The following is a 17,520-nucleotide window of genomic DNA, read 5'->3' as shown; positions in this document are numbered from 1 at the left end:
GTAAAAATATCCCCGCCGGAGGCAGGCCGGGGTATCGCCCGGCCTTCCGCGGCTCAGGCCGCGGCCTTGGCCTTGGGTCCGAAGCGGCCGTAGAAGGTCTCGCCCTTTTCGGCCATCTCGCGCAGCAGCGGCGGGGTGGCGAAGCGCTCGCCATGCGCCTCGGTCAGCTGGTCGGCAATCGCGGCCGCCCGCTTGGCGCCCAGCATGTCCAGCCAGCCGAACGGCCCGCCCGACCACGGCGCGAAGCCCCAGCCGAGGATGGCGCCGACGTCGCCCTCGCGGATGTCCTCGAGCACGCCCGCCTCGAGCGCGCGGACCGCCTCGAGCGCCTGCGCGAACATCAGGCGGTGCTGGACCTCGGTCAGCTCGGGCTGGTCGTCCGACTGCGGCCACTGCTGGCCCAGCTCGTCCCACAGGCCCTGGCGCTTGCCGGCGTCGTCATAGGCGTAGAAGCCCGCGTTGGCCTTCTTGCCCATGCGGCCCTTGTCGGCCATGGCGAAGATCACCTCGTCCACGGCGTCGTCGGGATAGGCGTCACCCATCGCCGCGCGGGTCGCCTTGGCGATCTTGACGCCCAGGTCGATCGAGGTCTCGTCGACCAGCTGCAGCGGGCCGAGCGGCATCCCCATCATCTTGGCGGCATTCTCGATCAGCGTCGGGTTCACCCCCTCGCCGACCATGCGGATGCCCTCGTTGATGTAGGGGATGATGCAGCGGTTGGCGTAGAAGAACCGGGCGTCGTTGACGACGATCGGGGTCTTGCGGATCTGGCGCACGAAGTCGAGCGCCTTGGCCACCGCGCGCGGCCCGGTCTGGGCGCCCTTGATGATCTCGACCAGCATCATCTTGTCCACCGGCGAGAAGAAGTGGATGCCGATGAACTGCTCGGGGCGGGTGCTGGCCTTGGCCAGCTCGCCGATCGGCAGGGTCGAGGTGTTGGTGGCGAAGATCGCCGTCTGCGGGATCACCGCCTCGGCCTTCCTGGTGACGTCGGCCTTGACGCCCACGTCCTCGAACACCGCTTCCACGATCAGGTCGCAGCCCTCGAGCGCGGCATAGTCGGTCGTTGCGGTGATCCGGCCCAGCACTTCGGCCTTCTTCTCTTCGGTCGACTTCTTGCGGCTGATCGCCTTGTCGAGGAGGCCCGTCGAGTAGGCCTTGCCCTTGTCGGCGGCCTCCTGCTTGGCGTCGATCAGGACGACCTCGATCCCGGCCATGGCCGAGACATAGGCGATGCCCGCGCCCATCATGCCGGCGCCGAGGATGCCGACCTTTTTCACCTTCTCGTCCGGCACGTCGGGACGGTTCGCGCCCTTCTCGAGCGCTTCCTTGTTGATGAAGAGTGAGCGGATCATGTTACCCGACGAGGGGTTCATCAGCACGTTGGTGAACCAGCGCGCCTCGATCTTGAGTGCCGTGTCGAACGGCACCTGCGCGCCCTCGTAGACCGCCGAGAGCAACGCCTTGGCGGCCGGATAGACGCCCAGCGTCTTGCCGTGCACCATCGCCGAGGCACCGACGAAGGTCATGAAGCCCGCCGGGTGATAGGGGGTGCCACCGGGCATCTTGTAGCCCTTGGCGTCCCACGGCTTGACGATGTCGGCATCGGTGGCCTTGAGCACCCACGCCTTCGCCGCGGCGACCGGGTCGGCCACCACCTCGTCGATGATCCCGGCCGCCTTGGCCTTGGCCGGGTCGTTCAGCTTGCCTTCCAGCAGCAGCGGCGCGGCCTGCATGGCGCCGAGCTTGCGCACGAGGCGCGTGGTGCCGCCGGCGCCGGGGAAGATGCCGACCATGATCTCGGGCAGGCCGATCTTGGCCTTGGGGTTGTCGGCCGCGAAGATGCGGTGGGTCGAGAGCGGCAGCTCGAGCCCGATCCCCAGCGCGGTGCCGGGCAGGGCGGCGGCGATCGGCTTGCCACCCTTGAGCGTCTTGGGGTCCATGCCCGCCCGCTCGATCTTGCGCAGCACGGCGTGGAGTTGCATCACGAGGTCGAACACCGCCTGCGCGCCGCCCGCGTCCTTCATGGCGCCGATGACGTTCAGGTCCATCCCGGCCGCGAAGTCGGCCTTGCCGCTGGTGATGACGACGCCCTTGACGGCGTCGTCGGCCAGCGCCTGGTCGACCAGCCCGTTCAGCTCGCGGATGCCCGCCTCGCTGAGCACGTTCATCGACTTGCCCGGCACGTCCCAGGTGATGATGGCGACGCCGTCGGCGTCGGTCTTCATGGTGAAATCGGTCATGGTGTCACACCCGCTCGATGATGGTGGCCGCGCCCATGCCGGACGCGATGCAAAGGGTGGCGAGGCCGGTCGAGAGATCGCGGCGCTCGAGCTCATCGAGCAGCGTGCCGATGATGATCGCGCCGGTGGCGCCCAGCGGGTGACCCAGCGCCATCGCGCCGCCGTTCACGTTCACCTTGTCGGGCGAGACCTGGAAGGCCTGCATGAAGCGCAGGACGACCGCGGCGAAGGCCTCGTTGACCTCGAAGAGGTCGATGTCGCCGATCGACATGCCCGAGTCCTTGAGGATCTTCTCGGTCACCGGCACCGGGCCGGTCAGCATGATCGTCGGGTCGGTGCCGATCTTGGCGGTGGCGCGGATGCGGGCGCGGGGCTTGAGGCCCATCGCATCGCCCCATTCCTTGGAACCGATCAGCACGGCGGCGGCACCGTCCACGATCCCCGACGAGTTGCCCGCGTGGTGGATGTGGTTGATGTGGTCGAGATGCGGGTATTTCAGCATCGCCACCTTGTCGAAGCCCGGCATCACCTCGCCCATGTCCTTGAAGCTGGGCTTGAGCTTGGCGAGGTCCTCGACCGTGGTGCCGGGGCGCATGTATTCGTCGCGGTCGAGGATGGTCAGGCCGTTCTGGTCCTTGACCGGCACGATCGACCTGGCAAACCGGCCCTGGGCCCAGGCTTCGGCGGCGCGGCGCTGGGATTCGACGGCCAGCGCGTCCGCCTCCTCGCGGGTGAAGCCGTATTCGGTGGCGATGATGTCGGCCGAGATGCCCTGCGGGACGAAATAGGTCTTCATCGCCAGGCTCGGGTCAACGGCGATCGCGGCCCCGTCCGAGCCCATGGCGACGCGGCCCATCATCTCGACGCCGCCGGCGATGTAGGCCTGGCCCGCGCCCGCCTTGACCTGGTTGGCGGCGAGGTTCACCGCCTCCATGCCGCTTGCGCAGAAGCGGTTGATCGACAGGCCGGGGATCGACTCGTCGAGGTCCGACAGCAGCACGGCCGAGCGGGCGAGGCAGCCGCCCTGTTCCATCACCTGGGTGACGTTGCCCCAGATCACGTCCTCGACGGCATGGCCCTCGAGGCCGTTGCGTTCCTTGACGGCGTCGAGAAGGCGCGCCGAGAGCGCCAGCGAGGTGACTTCGTGCAGGCTGCCGTCGGGGCGGCCCTTGCCGCGCGGGGTGCGGGCGGCGTCAAAGATATAGGCTTCGGTCATGAGTCCTCCTGGGGTCCTCCTGGAATGCGCGCGGGTGGCCGGCGCGTCGGATCGGTGGGGTCGGCCGGACCGGGGGCTTCGCGCCCCCGGACCCCCGCGGGATATTTCTGCAAGAGAGAATGGGGCGAGTTAACCCGATCTCAACCTCTCGCTGCGAGCCTGACGTGGCGGTACAGGCTGGGAAGCCGATGACCGCCAAGGGAGAAAGCCCCCGGTCCCGCCACTGATTCCGATGGCCGCGCGGGGCCGGGGGCCAACCGGCCGCAGGCGCAACGGGGTCGCCGTGCGTTGCCGCACGGCGGGGGTCTTGCCTGCCCGAATATCCCCGCCGGAGGCATCCGGCAGGCGGGGCAGGCGCGGCGCGCCGGGCAGGGCGCGCCGCTGGCGCATCAGAACTGGTCCGCCGTCAGCGCCATGACCGGGTCGGCGCCGGTCTCGATCCGCGCGAGGTGGGTCGCGGTCATCGGCAACTGCCGCTTCATGTAGTAGCGGCCGGTGGCAAGCTTGGTGTTCAGGAAGTCGGCGTCGCCGGTCCCCTCGGTCAGCGCCTTCTGCGCCGCGACCGCCATCCGCGCCCACATGTAGCCCAGCACCGTGTGGCCGAAGAGGTGCATGAAGTCGTACGAGCCCGCCAGCGCGTGGTTGGGGTTCTTCATCCCGTTCTGCATGAAGAACATCGCCGCCGCCTGCAGGTCCTTCGACGCCGCCTTGAGCGGGTCGAGGAAGTCGGCCTTCAGCGCCGCGTCACCCTCGTTCGCCTTGATGAAGCCCTTCAGCTCCTCGAAGAACGCCATGACGTGCTTGCCGCCGTCCTGCGCCAGCTTGCGGCCGACGAGGTCGAGCGCCTGCACGCCGTTCGCACCTTCGTAGATCATGGTGATCCGGGCATCGCGGACGAACTGCGACATCCCGTGCTCTTCGATGTAGCCGTGGCCGCCGTAGACCTGCTGGGCCTGCACGGCGCTGTCGAAGCCCTTGTCGGTCAGGAAGCCCTTGATGACCGGGGTCAGCAGCGACACGAGCCCCTCGGCCGCCGCATCGCCGTTGTGGCCGCGGTCGATCAGGTTCGCGCCCCAGAAGGTCAGCGCCCGGGCGCCTTCGAGGAAGGACTTCTGGTCCATCAGCGCGCGGCGGATGTCGGGGTGCACGATCAGCGGATCGGCCGGGCCCGAGGGGTTCTCGGCGCCGGTCACGGCGCGGCCCTGCAGCCGGTCCTTGGCGTAGGCGACGGCGTTCTGATAGGCGGCCTCGGCCACCGCGTAGCCCTGCAGGCCGACGCCGACGCGGGCTTCGTTCATCATCGTGAACATCGCCCGCATGCCCTTGTGCAGATCGCCTAGCAGCCAGCCCTTGGCCGCATCATAGTTCATGACGCAGGTGGCGTTGCTGTGGATGCCCATCTTGTGCTCGAGCGCGCCGACCGAGACGCCGTTGCGCTCGCCCAGCGAGCCGTCCTCGTTCACCAGGAACTTCGGCACGATGAAGAGCGAGATGCCCTTGGTGCCCTCGCCGCCGCCCGGCGCCTTGGCGAGCACGAGGTGGATGACGTTCTCGCTCAGGTCATGGTCGCCGGCCGAGATGAAGATCTTCTGCCCGGTGATCAGGTAGCTGCCGTCGTCCTGCGGCTCGGCCTTGGTGCGCAGCAGCCCGAGGTCGGTGCCGCAATGCGGCTCGGTCAGGTTCATGGTGCCGGTCCACTCGCACGACACCATCTTGGGCAGGTAGGTCTGCTTCTGGTCCTCGGTGCCGTGGGCGTGGATCGCCGAATAGGCGCCGTGGGTCAGGCCCTGGTACATGTTGAAGGCCATGTTGGCCGAGACGAAGATCTCGCCCGCCGCCACGCCCATGACATAGGGCATCCCCTGACCGCCATACGCCGGGTCGCAGTCGAGCCCGGTCCAGCCGCCTTCCTTCACCGCCTCGAAGGCCGCCTTGTAGCCCTCGGGGGTGCGCACGACGCCGTTCTCGAGCTTGCAGCCCTGCTGGTCGCCCGGGAGGTTCAGCGGCGCGAGCATGTCGGTGGCAAGCTGCCCCGCCGCCTCGAGGATGGCGCTGGTGAAGGCGCGGTCCAGCTCGGCATAGCCGGGCAGATCGGCGCCGGAGACCTGCAGCACGTCATGCAGCAGGAAGTCCATGTCGCGGGTGGGGGCGTTGTAAATGGTCATGGCTCGTCCTTGACGGGTTGATCGGATGAGTGCGCGCCGGATCGGGCGAGCATCTCGTCGGTGGCGCGGACCCGCGCCTCGAGGTCTTCGATGATGTCCAGAAGCTCTCGGTGCTGCAGCCGGACCTCGGCCAGGCGCCGGCGGGCGATGTCGACCGTCGCGCGCAGCTGGGCGTCGTTGTCCCCCGCGGGCTCGTAGAGATCGAGCAGCCGCCCCATCTCGTCGAGTGAAAAGCCGAAGCGGCGGCCGCGCAGGATCAGCGTCAGCCGCCCGCGCTCGCGGCGCGAATACAGCCGAAGCTGGCCTTGGCGCAGGGGCGTGATAAGCTTCCGGGATTCGTAGAACCGCAGGGTCCGCGGGGTGACGCCGAACGTCTCGCACATCTGGCCGATGGTCAGAAGATCGTCGTCCCGCATCGCTGGCCCCATCCTCCCCATGCCGGTCCCGTTGCGCTCGGACTGACGTATAGGCGCGGACCCCGTCGGCCTAGAGCGGACGCTGCGTCAACCCCCGGCCCCTGCGGCGCCCCGGCGGGAGCCCCCGCGGCGGGCCGGGCCGGTGTCCGCGGCGGGTCGTCGCGGCCGTCAAAAGACAAGCCGGATCAGGGCGTTGTCAGCCCTTGTCCGGGTCGGCCTCGGGCGCGTCGCGCCCGGGTTCGTCGTCCAGCCCGGCGATGAGACGCTGCGTCTCGTCCCGGAGCGTCCTGAGGTCGGCCATCGCCGCCTCGATCTCGTCGCGCTGGGTCGCCATCGCGTCGAGCTGCCGCGTCGCCAGGTCGACCCACACCTCGTACTGCGCCCGGGTGCCCTTCTGCTGGTAGATCAGCAGCCACTGGCGGATGTCCTCGAGCGAGAAGCCGAAGCGGCGGCCGCGCATGATCAGCTTCATGCGCCCGATCTCGCGCGGGCCGTACCAGCGCGCCCGGCCCTCGCGGCGGGGGCTGAGCAGCTCGATGTATTCGTAATAGCGCAACGTCCGCGGGGTGACGTCGAACATGGCGCACATATCCTTGAAACTGATGTAGGATTCGTCGTGCATCCGTGCGTCCCCGTGACCGATGAGCGAGCCTAGCGTGGCCGGCCCGCGACCTCAACCTTTCCGCTGATGCGGCGCCGGGCGCAAGCCCATGCCGCGCTGCCGCCCCGGCTTGCGGGCGGCGCCGGGACGGGGCACTGATCGCAGGACCCACGCCCCAGGACGAGAGGACACCCGCGGACATGGAGCTTTTGCCCGACAGCGGCGGTGCCGCCGACCCGCGCGAGATGATGCAGCGCTTCCTTGACGTGGTTCCCCACGCCGAGGCGCTGGGGATGCGGGTGATCGACGCCGGCCCCGGGATGGTCGAACTCGAGATGCCCTGGCGGGCCGAGTTCGTCGGCGACCCGGCGACGGGCGTGCTGCACGGGGGCGTCGTCTCGGCGCTGATGGACACCTGCTGCGGGGGCGCGGTGCTGGTCCACCCGAACCGCCCGGCCACGACCGCGACCATCGACCTCAGGATCGACTACCTGCGCTCGGCCGCGCCGGGGCAGGCGGTGCGGACCCGCGCCGAGTGCTTCCACATGGCGCGCGCGGTCGCGTTCGTCCGCGCCGTCGCCCATGACGGCACCGACGGGCCCCCCGTCGCCACCGCGACCGGCAGCTTCACCGTCGAGTGGCAGCGATGACCGGGGACCGCAACGAGCCGCTGGCGCAGCTCAAGGCGCGCCGGGACATGGCGCTGGGCGCGCTGGTCAACGGGATGCCCTATGCCGCGTGGCTGGGCATCCGCTTCGACCGCCGCGGGGATGAGCTGACCGCGACGCTGCCCTTTGCCGAGCGGCTGATCGGCAACCCGATGCTGCCGGCGCTGCACGGCGGGGCCACGGCCGCGTTCCTCGAGACGACCGCCATCGTCGAGCTGACCTGGGCCGCGATGTGGGGCGATCTCGAGGCCGGGCGCGTCGCCCCCGACCCCGAGCGCCCCGAGACCCTGCCGCGGCTGCCCAAGACCATCGACTTCAGCGTCGACTACCTGCGCTCGGGGCTGGCGCGCGATGCCTATGCCCGCGCCCGCGTGGTGCGGCAGGGGCGGCGCTATGCGAGCGTCCATGTCGAGGCGTGGCAGGACAACCGGGCGCGCCTCTTCGCGCAGGCGACCGGCCACTTCCTGATGCCGCGCGGCTGAGCGTGGCCGCGCCCGGCCCGGACGGCGCGGCGACGGCGGCGGGCGGGGGCGAGCGGCCCCTGACCCATCGCCGGGTGCTGGCCATCGCCGGGCCGATCGTGCTGTCGAACGCCACCATCCCGCTGCTCGGCGCGGTCGATACCGGGGTGGTGGGGCAGATGGGCGCCGCCGCCCCGATCGGCGCGGTGGGGGTGGGGGCGGTGATCCTCGCCTCGATCTACTGGGTGTTCGGCTTCCTGCGGATGGGCACCTCGGGGCTGGTGGCGCAGAGCCACGGGGCGGGCGACGCGGGCGAAAGCGGCGCGCATCTGGTCCGGGCGCTGGGCATCGGGCTGGTCGCCGGGCTGGTGCTGATCGCCGCGCAGGCGCCGCTGGTGGCCGGCGCCTTCCGCCTCGCGCCCGCCTCGGCCGAGGTCGAGACGCTGGCGCGGCAGTACCTCGCCATCCGCGTCTGGGGCGCGCCCTTCACCATCGGGATGTATGCGCTGACCGGCTGGATGATCGCGGTCGAGCGCACCCGCGCGATTCTCGGCGTGCAGATGCTGATCAACGTGATCAACATCACCCTCGACCTCGTGTTCGTCCTCGGCCTCGGCTGGGGGGTGCAGGGGGTCGCGGTGGCGACGCTGATCGCGGAAAGCTGCGGCTTTGCGCTGGCGGCGTGGCTTGCCCGCGACGCGATCCGGGCGGGGCTGGCGCATGGCGGCCTGTGGGCCGGGGACGTGCTGCGGCGGATGGTGGCGGTCAACGGCGACATCATGGTCCGCTCGGTGCTCCTGCAGGCGAGCTTCACCACCTTCGTCTTCCTCGGCGCGGGGCAGGGCGACGTGACGCTCGCCGCCAATCAGGTGCTGATGCAGTTTCTCGAGATCACCGCTTATGCCCTTGACGGGTTTGCCTTCGCCGCCGAATCGCTGGTCGGGCAGGCGGTGGGCGCGCGGCGGCCCGACCGGGTGCGGCGGGCGGCGGTGCTGACCTCGCAGTGGGGCGTCGGCGGGGCGCTGGCGATGGGGCTGGTCTTCGCCGCGGGCGGCGGGGCGATCATCGACCTGCTGACCACCTCGCCCGAGGTCCGGGCGGCGGCGCGCGACAGCCTGCCGTGGCTGATCCTCGCCCCGGCCATCGGCATCGCGAGCTGGATGTTCGACGGCATCTTCATCGGCGCCACCCGCACCCGCGAGATGCGGATCGCCATGATCCAGTCGGTGGCGGTCTATGTCGTGGCGCTGCTGGTGCTGCCGCCGCTGATGGGCAACCACGGGCTGTGGGCGGCGCTGATGATCCTGAACGCCACCCGCGGGCTGGCGATGGCGCGGCTGTACCCGCGGGTCGAGCGCGCCGCGGCGTCGGCCTGACCCGCGGCACGAAAAAGGGGGCCGCAAGGGCCCCCTCGGGATCCTCCGCGCGGGTGCTGAGGCTCAGGCCTCGTCCACGACCTGACGCCGGGCCTCGGCGCGCAGTTCGGCCATCTTGGCGCGCACGGTCGCCTCGTCGGCCTTGCCGGCCAGGTCGCCCGCCACCTTGCGGAACACGTCGTCCTCGCCCGGCTGCTCGAAATCCGAGGTGACGACGGTCAGCGCATAGGTGCGCGCCTCGTCGCCGGTCTTGCCCAGAAGCCCCGCCGCCCATTCGCCGAGCAGGCGGTTGCGGCGCGCCTCGGCCTTGAAGCGCAGATCGGCGTCATGGGCGAACTTGGCCTCGTAGGAACGCTCGCGGTCGTCGAAAGTGGTCATCATGGCCTCCGGGTTTGGGGTCGCGCCCCATATGCGCGCGCGGGCGCGGTCCCGCAACCCCGTATTGCCCGCCGCGCATCCCCGGCCCGTATTGCCCCCCTGCGGGGTTCGGCGCTATGGGGGACGCGACACTCTGCCCTAGCCCAGGACGAAAGGCGCGATCATGGCCCCGCGGCGCAAGAAGGTTTACGAAGGCAAGGCCAAGATCCTGTATGAGGGCACCGAGCCCGGCACCCTCATCCAGTACTTCAAGGACGACGCCACCGCCTTCAACGCCCAGAAGAAGGCGGTGATCGAGGGCAAGGGCGTGCTGAACAACCGCCTGTCCGAGTATTTCATGCAGGGGCTGGGCAACATCGGCGTGCCGACCCACTTCATCCGCCGCATCAACATGCGCGAGCAGCTGATCCGGCAGGTCGAGATCATCCCGCTCGAGGTGATCGTGCGCAACTTTGCCGCAGGTTCGCTGGCGAAGCGGCTGGGGATGGAAGAGGGGACCCAGTTGCCCCGCCCGATCGTCGAATACAGCTTCAAGAACGACGAACTCGGCGACCCGATGGTGAGCGAGGAATACGTCATCGCCTTCGGCTGGGCGAGCCAGCAGGATCTGGACGACATCATCAGCCTCGCGCTCAGGGTCAACGACTTCCTGTCCGGGGTGTTCTACGGGGTCGGCATCAAGCTGATCGACTTCAAGATCGAGATCGGGCGGATCTGGGACGGCGATTTCATGCGCCTCGTGGTGGCCGACGAGATCAGCCCGGACAGCTGCCGGCTGTGGGACATGAAGACCGGGCAGAAGCTCGACAAGGACGTGTTCCGGCGCGATCTCGGCAACCTGACCGACGCCTATACCGAGGTCGCCCGGCGCCTCGGCGTCATGCCGGCGGCCGCGCCCGTCAAGCCGACGCTCATCAACTGAGGGGAAACCGATGAAAGCCCGCGTCACCGTCATGCTGAAGAACGGCGTTCTGGACCCGCAGGGCGAGGCGATCCGCCACGCGCTGGGCAGCCTCGGGTTCTCGGGCGTCACCGGGGTCCGGCAGGGCAAGGTGATCGAGCTGGACCTCGAGGCGACCGACCCCGCCGCGGCCGAGGCCGAGGTGGGGCGCATGTGCGAGACGCTGCTCGCCAACACGGTGGTCGAGCGCTGGTCGGTCGAGTTGATCTGACCCGCGCGGACGCCGCCGCCGGACCGGGGCGCTGCCCCGGACCCCGGGGTATTGAAACCAGAAAGACGCGCCCGGCGGGGCGCCGATGATCGACCGCCTCGCCATGTTCATGGTGCTGGCGCGCACCGAGCATTTCGGCCGCGCCGCCGAGGAACTGGGGATCACCCAGCCGTCGCTGTCCTCGGCGCTCAAGGCGCTCGAGGATCAGCTCGGGGTGCAGCTCGTGCGGCGCGGGTCGCGCTATCGCGGCCTGACGCCCGAGGGTGAGCGGGTGCTCGATTGGGCGCGGCGGATCGTCGGCGACGCGCGCACCATGCAGGCGGAGTTGCGGGCCCGCCGCGCCGGCGTGACCGGGCGGCTGCGGCTGGGGGTGATCCCGACCGCCATGCCGCGCATCGCCGGGCTGACCGCGCCGTTCCTCGCCCGCCACCCGGGGGCCGAGGTCGCGATCCTGTCGCGCTCGGCCGACGAGATCAGGGACCAGATCGCCGCGCTCGAACTCGACGCCGGGGTCAGCTACCTCGACGCCCCGGCGCTCGGGCGGGTCCAGACCGTGCCGCTGTTCGTCGAGACGCTGTGCCTCGTGGACCGCTCGGCCCGCACCGACCCGGCGAGTTGGGAGGAGGCGGCGACCCGGCCGCTGTGCCTGCTGACGCCCGACATGCAGAACCGCCGGATCGTCGCGGGCGAGCTGGCGCAGGTGGGCGTGCCCGCCGCGCCGCGGGTCGAATCGAACTCGATGCTGGCGATCCTGTCCCATGTCACAACGGGCGCCTGGGCCGCGATCCTGCCGCAGGCGCTGGCCGAAGGGCTGCCGCTGCCGCGCGGGGTGACGGCGCGGCCGCTGACCGGCGGGGCGGGGCACGCGGTCGGGCTGGTCGTGGCCGACCGCGCGCCGCAGCCGCCCTTGGTCGAGGCGCTGCTGCAGGTTGCGCGGGCGGCCTCAGCCGATAGCTTTCGCCTATCGTAAGACGATGGTTTCAGATTGATTGCTCTATCGCTCGGGCGTTACCCTGCGTCACCGATTGCGGAGCCATGATGCCAGCCAACCCCGATCCCGCACCGACCGACCCGGTCCTCGTGCTGCCGAACCAGCCCCGCGCCCGCCCGCTCGATGCCGAGAGCGCCGCGCGGATCGAGGCGATCATCGCCCGCCACGCCGGGCGCGAGGGGCCGCTGCTGCCGATCCTGCACGACGTGCAGGCCGAGTTCGGCTTCATCCCCGAGGCGGCCCAGCCGCTGATCGGCCAGGCGCTGGCGATGAGCCGGGCCGAGATTCACGGCGTCGTCAGCTTCTACCACGATTTCCGCGCCGCCCCCGCCGGCCGCCACGTGCTGCGCCTGTGCCGGGCCGAGGCCTGCCAGTCGGTGGGCGCCGACGCGCTGGCCGATCAGCTGCGCGTGGCGCTGGGGCTCGACTGGCACCAGACCTCGGGCGACGGGGCTCTGACGCTCGAGCCGGTGTTCTGCCTTGGCCTCTGCGCCTGCGGGCCGGCGGCGCAGTTCGACGACCGGCTGGTCGGGCGGGCCACGGCGGCAGGGCTGCTGGCGCTGGCCGGGGGGCGGGCGTGATGCGGGTCTGGGTGCCCGGCGACGCCGCCGCCCGCGCGCTCGGCGCCGATGCGGTGGCCGAGGCGATCCGTGCCGAGGCCGCGCGCCGCGGCGAGACGCTGACGCTGATCCGCAACGGCTCGCGCGGGATGGTCTGGCTTGAGCCGCTGGTCGAGGTCGAGCGCGAGGGCGTGCGGATGGGCTTCGGCCCGATGACGCCCGAGGCCGTGCCGGGGCTGTTCGAGGGCGAGGGGGCGGATCATCCGCTGGCGCTCGGCCCGGTCGAGGCGCTGCCGTGGATGGCGGCGCAGACTCGGCTGACCTTTGCCCGGGTGGGGGTGATCGACCCGCTGTCGCTGGCCGAATACGAGGCGCAGGGCGGTCTCGCGGGCCTGCACGCCGCGCTGGCCGCGCCGGACCGGATCGTGACCGAGATCACCGACTCGGGCCTGCGCGGCCGCGGCGGCGCGGGCTTCCCGACCGGCATCAAATGGGCCACCGTCGCCCGCGCCGCGGGGCCGCAGAAATACATCGTCTGCAACGCCGACGAGGGCGACAGCGGCACCTTCGCCGACCGGATGCTGATCGAGGGCGACCCCTTCGTGCTGATCGAGGGCATGGCCATCGCCGCCGTGGCCGTCGGCGCGAGCCGGGGCTTCATCTACCTGCGCAGCGAATACCCCGACGCGATCCGGGTGATGGAGGCGGCGGTCCGCCTTGCCCGCGACGCGGGGGTGCTGGGGCCGGACGTGCTCGGCTCGGGGCTGGCCTTCGACATCGAGGTCCGCGTCGGCGCCGGCGCCTATGTCTGCGGCGAGGAGACGAGCCTTCTCAACAGCCTCGAGGGCAAGCGCGGGATCGTCCGCGCCAAGCCGCCGATCCCGGCGCTCGAGGGGTTCATGGGCCGCCCCACGGTGGTCAACAACGTGCTCTCGCTCGCCACCGTGCCGTGGATCATGGCCCACGGCGCCGCCGCCTATGCCGCCCACGGCATCGGCCGCTCGCGCGGCACCATGCCACTGCAGATCGCCGGCAACGTCCGCCACGGCGGGCTCTATGAGGTCGCCTTCGGCCTGACGCTCGGCGAGATCGTCGAGGGCATCGGCGGCGGCACCGCCTCGGGGCGGCCGGTCAAGGCGGTGCAGGTGGGTGGCCCGCTGGGCGCCTATTTCCCGCCCGCGCTCTTCGACACCCCCTTCGGGTATGAGGAGTTCGCGGGGCAGGAGGGGCTGGTCGGCCACGCCGGCATCGTGGTCTTCGACGACACCGCCGACATGCTCGCGCAGGCGCGCTTTGCGATGGAGTTCTGCGCCATCGAATCCTGCGGCAAATGCACGCCCTGCCGGATCGGCTCGGTCCGCGGGGTCGAGACGCTCGACCGGATCGCAGCCGGCGACGCGGGCATGATCCCGGTGCTGACCGACCTCTGCCACACGATGAAATGGGGCAGCCTCTGCGCGCTGGGGGGCTTTGCGCCCTATCCGGTGATGTCGGCGCTGACCCACTGGCCCGAGGATTTCACCGCTCGCGCCGCACAGGAGGCTGCGGAATGAAGGACTTCGTCATCCCCCCCGCCGACTGGACCCGCGACATGGGCACGCCCGCCTCGCGCTCGGACATCGAGGTGACGCTGACCATCGACGGCATCGCCGTGACCGTCCCGGCCGGCACCAGCGTCATGCGCGCCGCCGCAGAGGCCGGGATCGCGGTCCCGAAGCTCTGCGCCACCGATCACGTCACGGCCTTCGGCTCGTGCCGGCTGTGTGTCGTGGCCATCGAGGGGATGCGCGGTACGCCGGCCTCGTGCACCACGCCGGTGGCCGAGGGGATGGTGGTCCGCACCCAGACCGACGAAGTGGCGCGGATCCGCCGCGGGGTGATGGAGCTCTACATCTCGGACCACCCGCTCGACTGCCTGACCTGCGCGGCGAACGGGGATTGCGAGTTGCAGGACATGGCCGGCGCCGTGGGGCTGCGCGAGGTGCGTTATGCGCCAGGGCTGAACCACGTCCACGCGCGCACGGTCGACGCGCCGAACACCGAGTGGCGGCCCAAGGACCAGTCCAACCCCTATTTCACCTTCGATCCGTCGAAATGCATCGTCTGCTCGCGCTGCGTGCGGGCCTGCGACGAGGTGCAGGGCACCTTCGCGCTGACCATCGAGGGGCGGGGCTTCGACAGCCGCGTGTCGGCGGGGATGGCGTCGGACGACTTCCTCGGCTCGGACTGCGTGAGCTGCGGCGCCTGCGTGCAGGTCTGCCCGACCGCGACGCTGCAGGAGAACACCCAGATCGCCATCGGCACGCCCGACCGCATCGTCAAGACGACCTGCGCCTATTGCGGCGTGGGCTGCTCGTTCGACGCCCATCTGCGCGGCGAGACAGTGGTGAAGATGGTGCCCTCGAAGGACGGCAAGGCCAACCGCGGGCACAGCTGCGTCAAGGGCCGCTTCGCCTGGGGCTACGCCACCCACGCCGAGCGCATCCTGAACCCGATGATCCGCGAGGATTTCCGCGACCCCTGGCGGGTCGTCTCGTGGGAGGAGGCGCTGGCCTTCGCCGCCCGCCGCCTGCGCGAGACGCAAGCGGCGCACGGGCGCGAATCGGTCGGCGTCATCACCTCGTCGCGCTGCACCAACGAGGAAACCTATCTCGTCCAGAAACTCGCCCGCGCGGTGATGGGCAACAACAACACCGATACCTGCGCGCGGGTCTGCCACTCGCCCACCGGCTACGGGCTCAAGACCACCTTCGGCACCTCGGCCGGCACGCACGACTTCGACTCGGTCGAGGCGACGGACCTCGCGCTGATCATCGGCGCCAACCCGACCGAGGGGCATCCGGTTTTCGCCTCGCGCCTGCGCCGGCGGTTGCGGCAGGGGGCGGGGGTGGTGGTGCTCGACCCGCGGCGGATCGACCTGCTCAACTCGCCGCACATGAGTACGGCGCTGCACCTGCCGCTGCTGCCCGGCACCAACGTCGCGGTGCTGACCGCGATGGCCCATGTCATCGTGGCCGAGGGGCTCGAGGACGCGGCCTTCATCCGCGAACGCTGCGACTGGGAGGAATACCTCGCCTACCGCGACTTCCTGCTCGACCCCCGCCACGCGCCCGAGGCGGTCGAGGCGGCGACCCACGTTCCCGCCGATCTGGTCCGGCAGGCGGCGCGGGCCTATGCGGGGGCGCCGAACGCCTCGATCTACTACGGGCTGGGGGTAACCGAGCACAGCCAGGGCTCGACCACGGTCATGGCGATTGCCAACCTCGCCATGCTGACCGGCAACATCGGCCGTCCGGGGACCGGGGTGAACCCGCTGCGCGGCCAGAACAACGTGCAAGGCTCGTGCGACATGGGGTCGTTCCCGCACGAGTTTCCGGGCTACCGCCACGTCACCGACACCGAGACCCGCGAGCTTTACGAGCGCGTCTGGGGCGTGCCGCTGTCGGACGAGCCGGGGCTGCGCATTCCCAACATGTTCGACGCGGCGACCCAGGGGACGTTCCGCGGGCTTTATTGCCAGGGCGAGGACGTGCTGCAGTCGGACCCCGACACCACCCATGTGCAGGCGGCGCTGGCGAGCCTCGACATCCTGATCGTGCAGGACCTGTTCCTGAACGAGACCGCGAACTACGCCCATGTCTTCCTGCCGGGCTCGACCTTCCTCGAGAAGGACGGGACGTTCACCAACGCCGAGCGGCGGATCAACATGGTTCGCCGGGCGATGCCGCCCCGGAACGGGCTCGCGGATTGGGAGATCACGCAGGCGCTGGCGAACGCGATGGGCGCGGCCTGGGACTATCGTCACCCGTCCGAGATCATGGACGAGATCGCGCTGACCACGCCCAGCTTCGCCGGCGTCAGCTTCGACCTGCTGGACCGGGTGGGCTCGGTCCAGTGGCCCTGCAACGACAAGGCCCCGCTCGGCACCCCGGTGATGCACGTCCACGGCTTCGTGCGCGGCAAGGGGCGTTTCATCCACACCGAATACGTGGCGAGCGACGAGCGCACTGGCCCGCGCTTCCCGCTGCTGCTGACCACCGGGCGGGTGCTGACCCAGTACAACGTCGGCGCCCAGACGCGGCGGACCGAGAACCTGATCTGGCACGCCGAGGATCTGCTGGAGATCCACCCCGCCGACGCCGAGACCCGCGGCATCCGCGACGGCGACACCGTGCGGGTGGCGAGCCGCGCGGGCGACACGACGCTGCGCGCGAAGATCACCGAGCGGGTGGCGCCGGGCGTGGTCTACACCACCTTCCACCACCCGACGACGCAGGTGAACGTGGTGACGACCGATGCCTCGGACTGGGCCACCAACTGCCCCGAGTTCAAGGTGACGGCGGTGCAGGTCAGCCCCTCGAACGGCCCCTCCGAGTGGCAGGAGGCGTATCGAAGCCACGCCGAGATGGCCCGCCGCATCCTGCCGGCCGCCGAATGAGCGGGACCGGCACCGTCAGGGCCCCGGCGCCCGGCCGCCCGCTTCGGCGCTGGCGCGAGGGCGCGTGGGTGACGGGCGAGGACCGCCCCGCCGTGCCACCCGAGGAGGCCGCGGTGGCGATCGTCATCGACGGCGCCTCGCAGGCGGTGCTGATGGCGACGCCGCATGACCTCGGCGACCTCGCCCTGGGCTTCGCGCTGACCGAGGGGCTGATCGACAGCCCCGCCGACGTGACCCACGCCGAGACGCTCGAGGTGGCGGCCCCGGTCCCCGGCATGGCCGCGCATGAGGCGCGGCTGTGGCTGCGCCCCGGCCTCGGCGTGCGGCTGGCCGAGCGGCGGCGCAGCATGGTCGGCCCCGTGGGCTGCGGCCTCTGCGGGGTGGACAGCATCGCCGCGGCGCTGCCCGAGGTGCGCCCGGTGCGCTCCGACACGCGGCTTGCGCCTGCGACGGTGGCGGCGGCCATGGCGGCGCTGAGCGACGGGCAGCGGCTCTGGCGGCGGACGCCGGGCATCCATGCCGCCGCACTCTGGACCCCGGGCGCGGTCATGGTGCGCGAGGACGTGGGGCGGCACAACGCGCTCGACAAGCTCGGCGGGGCCGTGGCGCGGGCGGGGATCGCGCCGGACGGGGGGGCGGTGGCGATGACCTCGCGCCTGTCGGTGGACCTCGTGCAGAAGACCGTGCGGCTCGGCGCGCCGGTGCTGATCGGCGCGGGCGTCCCCACCCGCCTCGCCATCGCCTGGGCCGAGGCCGCGGGCCTGACGCTGATCGGCCGCGCCCGCGGCGACGGCTTCGACATCTTCACCCACCCCCAGCGCATCGAGGGCTGAAC

The 17,520-nt window shown here is 70.9% G+C and carries 16 protein-coding genes; 10 read left to right on the top strand and 6 right to left on the bottom strand.

Translation table 11 applies throughout. The annotated features are described in order from the left end of the window. Positions 1-53: 53 nt before the first annotated feature. The 5 genes from HGN31_RS03975 to HGN31_RS03955 form a co-directional block, all read right to left on the bottom strand. The gene (locus tag HGN31_RS03975) at positions 54-2,243 is read right to left on the bottom strand and encodes a 3-hydroxyacyl-CoA dehydrogenase NAD-binding domain-containing protein (protein WP_168782400.1); all 2,190 of its coding nucleotides are present in this window, start codon (positions 2,241-2,243) and stop codon (positions 54-56) included. A gap of 4 nt (positions 2,244-2,247) precedes the next feature. After that, positions 2,248-3,459 carry an acetyl-CoA C-acetyltransferase gene (locus HGN31_RS03970; protein WP_168782399.1) on the bottom strand — a complete coding sequence of 404 codons (1,212 nt, stop codon included), beginning with the start codon at positions 3,457-3,459 and terminating at the stop codon, positions 2,248-2,250. A gap of 389 nt (positions 3,460-3,848) precedes the next feature. Next, positions 3,849-5,624 (bottom strand): acyl-CoA dehydrogenase C-terminal domain-containing protein, encoded by a 1,776-nt coding sequence (locus tag HGN31_RS03965; protein WP_168782398.1) that lies wholly within the window; start codon positions 5,622-5,624, stop codon positions 3,849-3,851. Continuing rightward, on the bottom strand, positions 5,621-6,040 hold the full coding sequence (locus tag HGN31_RS03960; protein WP_168782397.1) for a MerR family transcriptional regulator: 420 nt from the start codon (positions 6,038-6,040) through the stop codon (positions 5,621-5,623). Before HGN31_RS03960 ends, HGN31_RS03965 begins: the two co-directional genes overlap by 4 nt. Positions 6,041-6,236: 196 nt before the next feature. Then, the gene (locus HGN31_RS03955) at positions 6,237-6,662 is read right to left on the bottom strand and encodes a MerR family transcriptional regulator (protein WP_036702104.1); all 426 of its coding nucleotides are present in this window, start codon (positions 6,660-6,662) and stop codon (positions 6,237-6,239) included. 179 nt (positions 6,663-6,841) lie between these two features. Here HGN31_RS03955 and HGN31_RS03950 point away from each other — a divergent pair, with 179 nt between their 5' ends. The 3 genes from HGN31_RS03950 to HGN31_RS03940 are packed head-to-tail and all read left to right on the top strand — an operon-like array spanning position 6,842 to position 9,146. After that, on the top strand, positions 6,842-7,291 hold the full coding sequence (locus tag HGN31_RS03950; RefSeq protein ID WP_036707811.1) for a PaaI family thioesterase: 450 nt from the start codon (positions 6,842-6,844) through the stop codon (positions 7,289-7,291). Beyond that, on the top strand, positions 7,288-7,791 hold the full coding sequence (locus tag HGN31_RS03945) for a PaaI family thioesterase (RefSeq protein WP_036702100.1): 504 nt from the start codon (positions 7,288-7,290) through the stop codon (positions 7,789-7,791). Before HGN31_RS03950 ends, HGN31_RS03945 begins: the two co-directional genes overlap by 4 nt. Before the next feature lie 2 nt (positions 7,792-7,793). Then, positions 7,794-9,146, top strand: a complete 1,353-nt coding sequence (locus tag HGN31_RS03940) for an MATE family efflux transporter (RefSeq protein WP_211096330.1) — start codon at positions 7,794-7,796, stop codon at positions 9,144-9,146. Positions 9,147-9,209: 63 nt separating this feature from the next. Here the strand turns inward: HGN31_RS03940 and HGN31_RS03935 are convergent, their stop codons facing one another. Then, a complete protein-coding gene (locus HGN31_RS03935; RefSeq protein ID WP_036701937.1) occupies positions 9,210-9,524 on the bottom strand; it encodes a DUF1476 domain-containing protein in 315 nt (104 codons plus the stop codon). A 163-nt stretch (positions 9,525-9,687) separates the two neighbouring features. On the opposite strand from HGN31_RS03935, the gene purC reads away from it, so the two are divergent. The 7 genes from purC (at position 9,688) to fdhD (ending at position 17,518) form a co-directional block, all read left to right on the top strand. Continuing rightward, entirely contained in the window at positions 9,688-10,446 is a 759-nt protein-coding gene (gene purC / locus HGN31_RS03930) for a phosphoribosylaminoimidazolesuccinocarboxamide synthase (protein ID WP_036701908.1), read from the top strand. 10 nt (positions 10,447-10,456) lie between these two features. Continuing rightward, a complete protein-coding gene (gene purS, locus HGN31_RS03925; protein ID WP_168782396.1) occupies positions 10,457-10,696 on the top strand; it encodes a phosphoribosylformylglycinamidine synthase subunit PurS in 240 nt (79 codons plus the stop codon). Positions 10,697-10,781: 85 nt separating this feature from the next. Beyond that, entirely contained in the window at positions 10,782-11,666 is an 885-nt protein-coding gene (locus HGN31_RS03920; protein ID WP_168782395.1) for a LysR family transcriptional regulator, read from the top strand. 68 nt (positions 11,667-11,734) lie between these two features. Then, positions 11,735-12,268 carry a formate dehydrogenase subunit gamma gene (locus tag HGN31_RS03915; protein WP_168782394.1) on the top strand — a complete coding sequence of 178 codons (534 nt, stop codon included), beginning with the start codon at positions 11,735-11,737 and terminating at the stop codon, positions 12,266-12,268. Then, positions 12,268-13,800 carry an NADH-ubiquinone oxidoreductase-F iron-sulfur binding region domain-containing protein gene (locus tag HGN31_RS03910; protein WP_168782393.1) on the top strand — a complete coding sequence of 511 codons (1,533 nt, stop codon included), beginning with the start codon at positions 12,268-12,270 and terminating at the stop codon, positions 13,798-13,800. Before HGN31_RS03915 ends, HGN31_RS03910 begins: the two co-directional genes overlap by 1 nt. Further along, positions 13,797-16,685, top strand: a complete 2,889-nt coding sequence (fdhF, locus tag HGN31_RS03905; protein ID WP_168782392.1) for a formate dehydrogenase subunit alpha — start codon at positions 13,797-13,799, stop codon at positions 16,683-16,685. Before HGN31_RS03910 ends, fdhF begins: the two co-directional genes overlap by 4 nt. Further along, positions 16,682-17,518 carry a formate dehydrogenase accessory sulfurtransferase FdhD gene (gene fdhD / locus HGN31_RS03900; protein ID WP_168782391.1) on the top strand — a complete coding sequence of 279 codons (837 nt, stop codon included), beginning with the start codon at positions 16,682-16,684 and terminating at the stop codon, positions 17,516-17,518. Before fdhF ends, fdhD begins: the two co-directional genes overlap by 4 nt. The last annotated feature ends 2 nt before the right edge of the window (positions 17,519-17,520 follow it).

The sequence above is a fragment of the Paracoccus sanguinis genome (assembly GCF_012689545.1).
GTDB lineage: Bacteria > Pseudomonadota > Alphaproteobacteria > Rhodobacterales > Rhodobacteraceae > Paracoccus > Paracoccus panacisoli.
The sequence above is the reverse complement of the archived record's forward strand: the minus strand, read 5'-3'. Positions and strand labels throughout refer to the sequence as shown.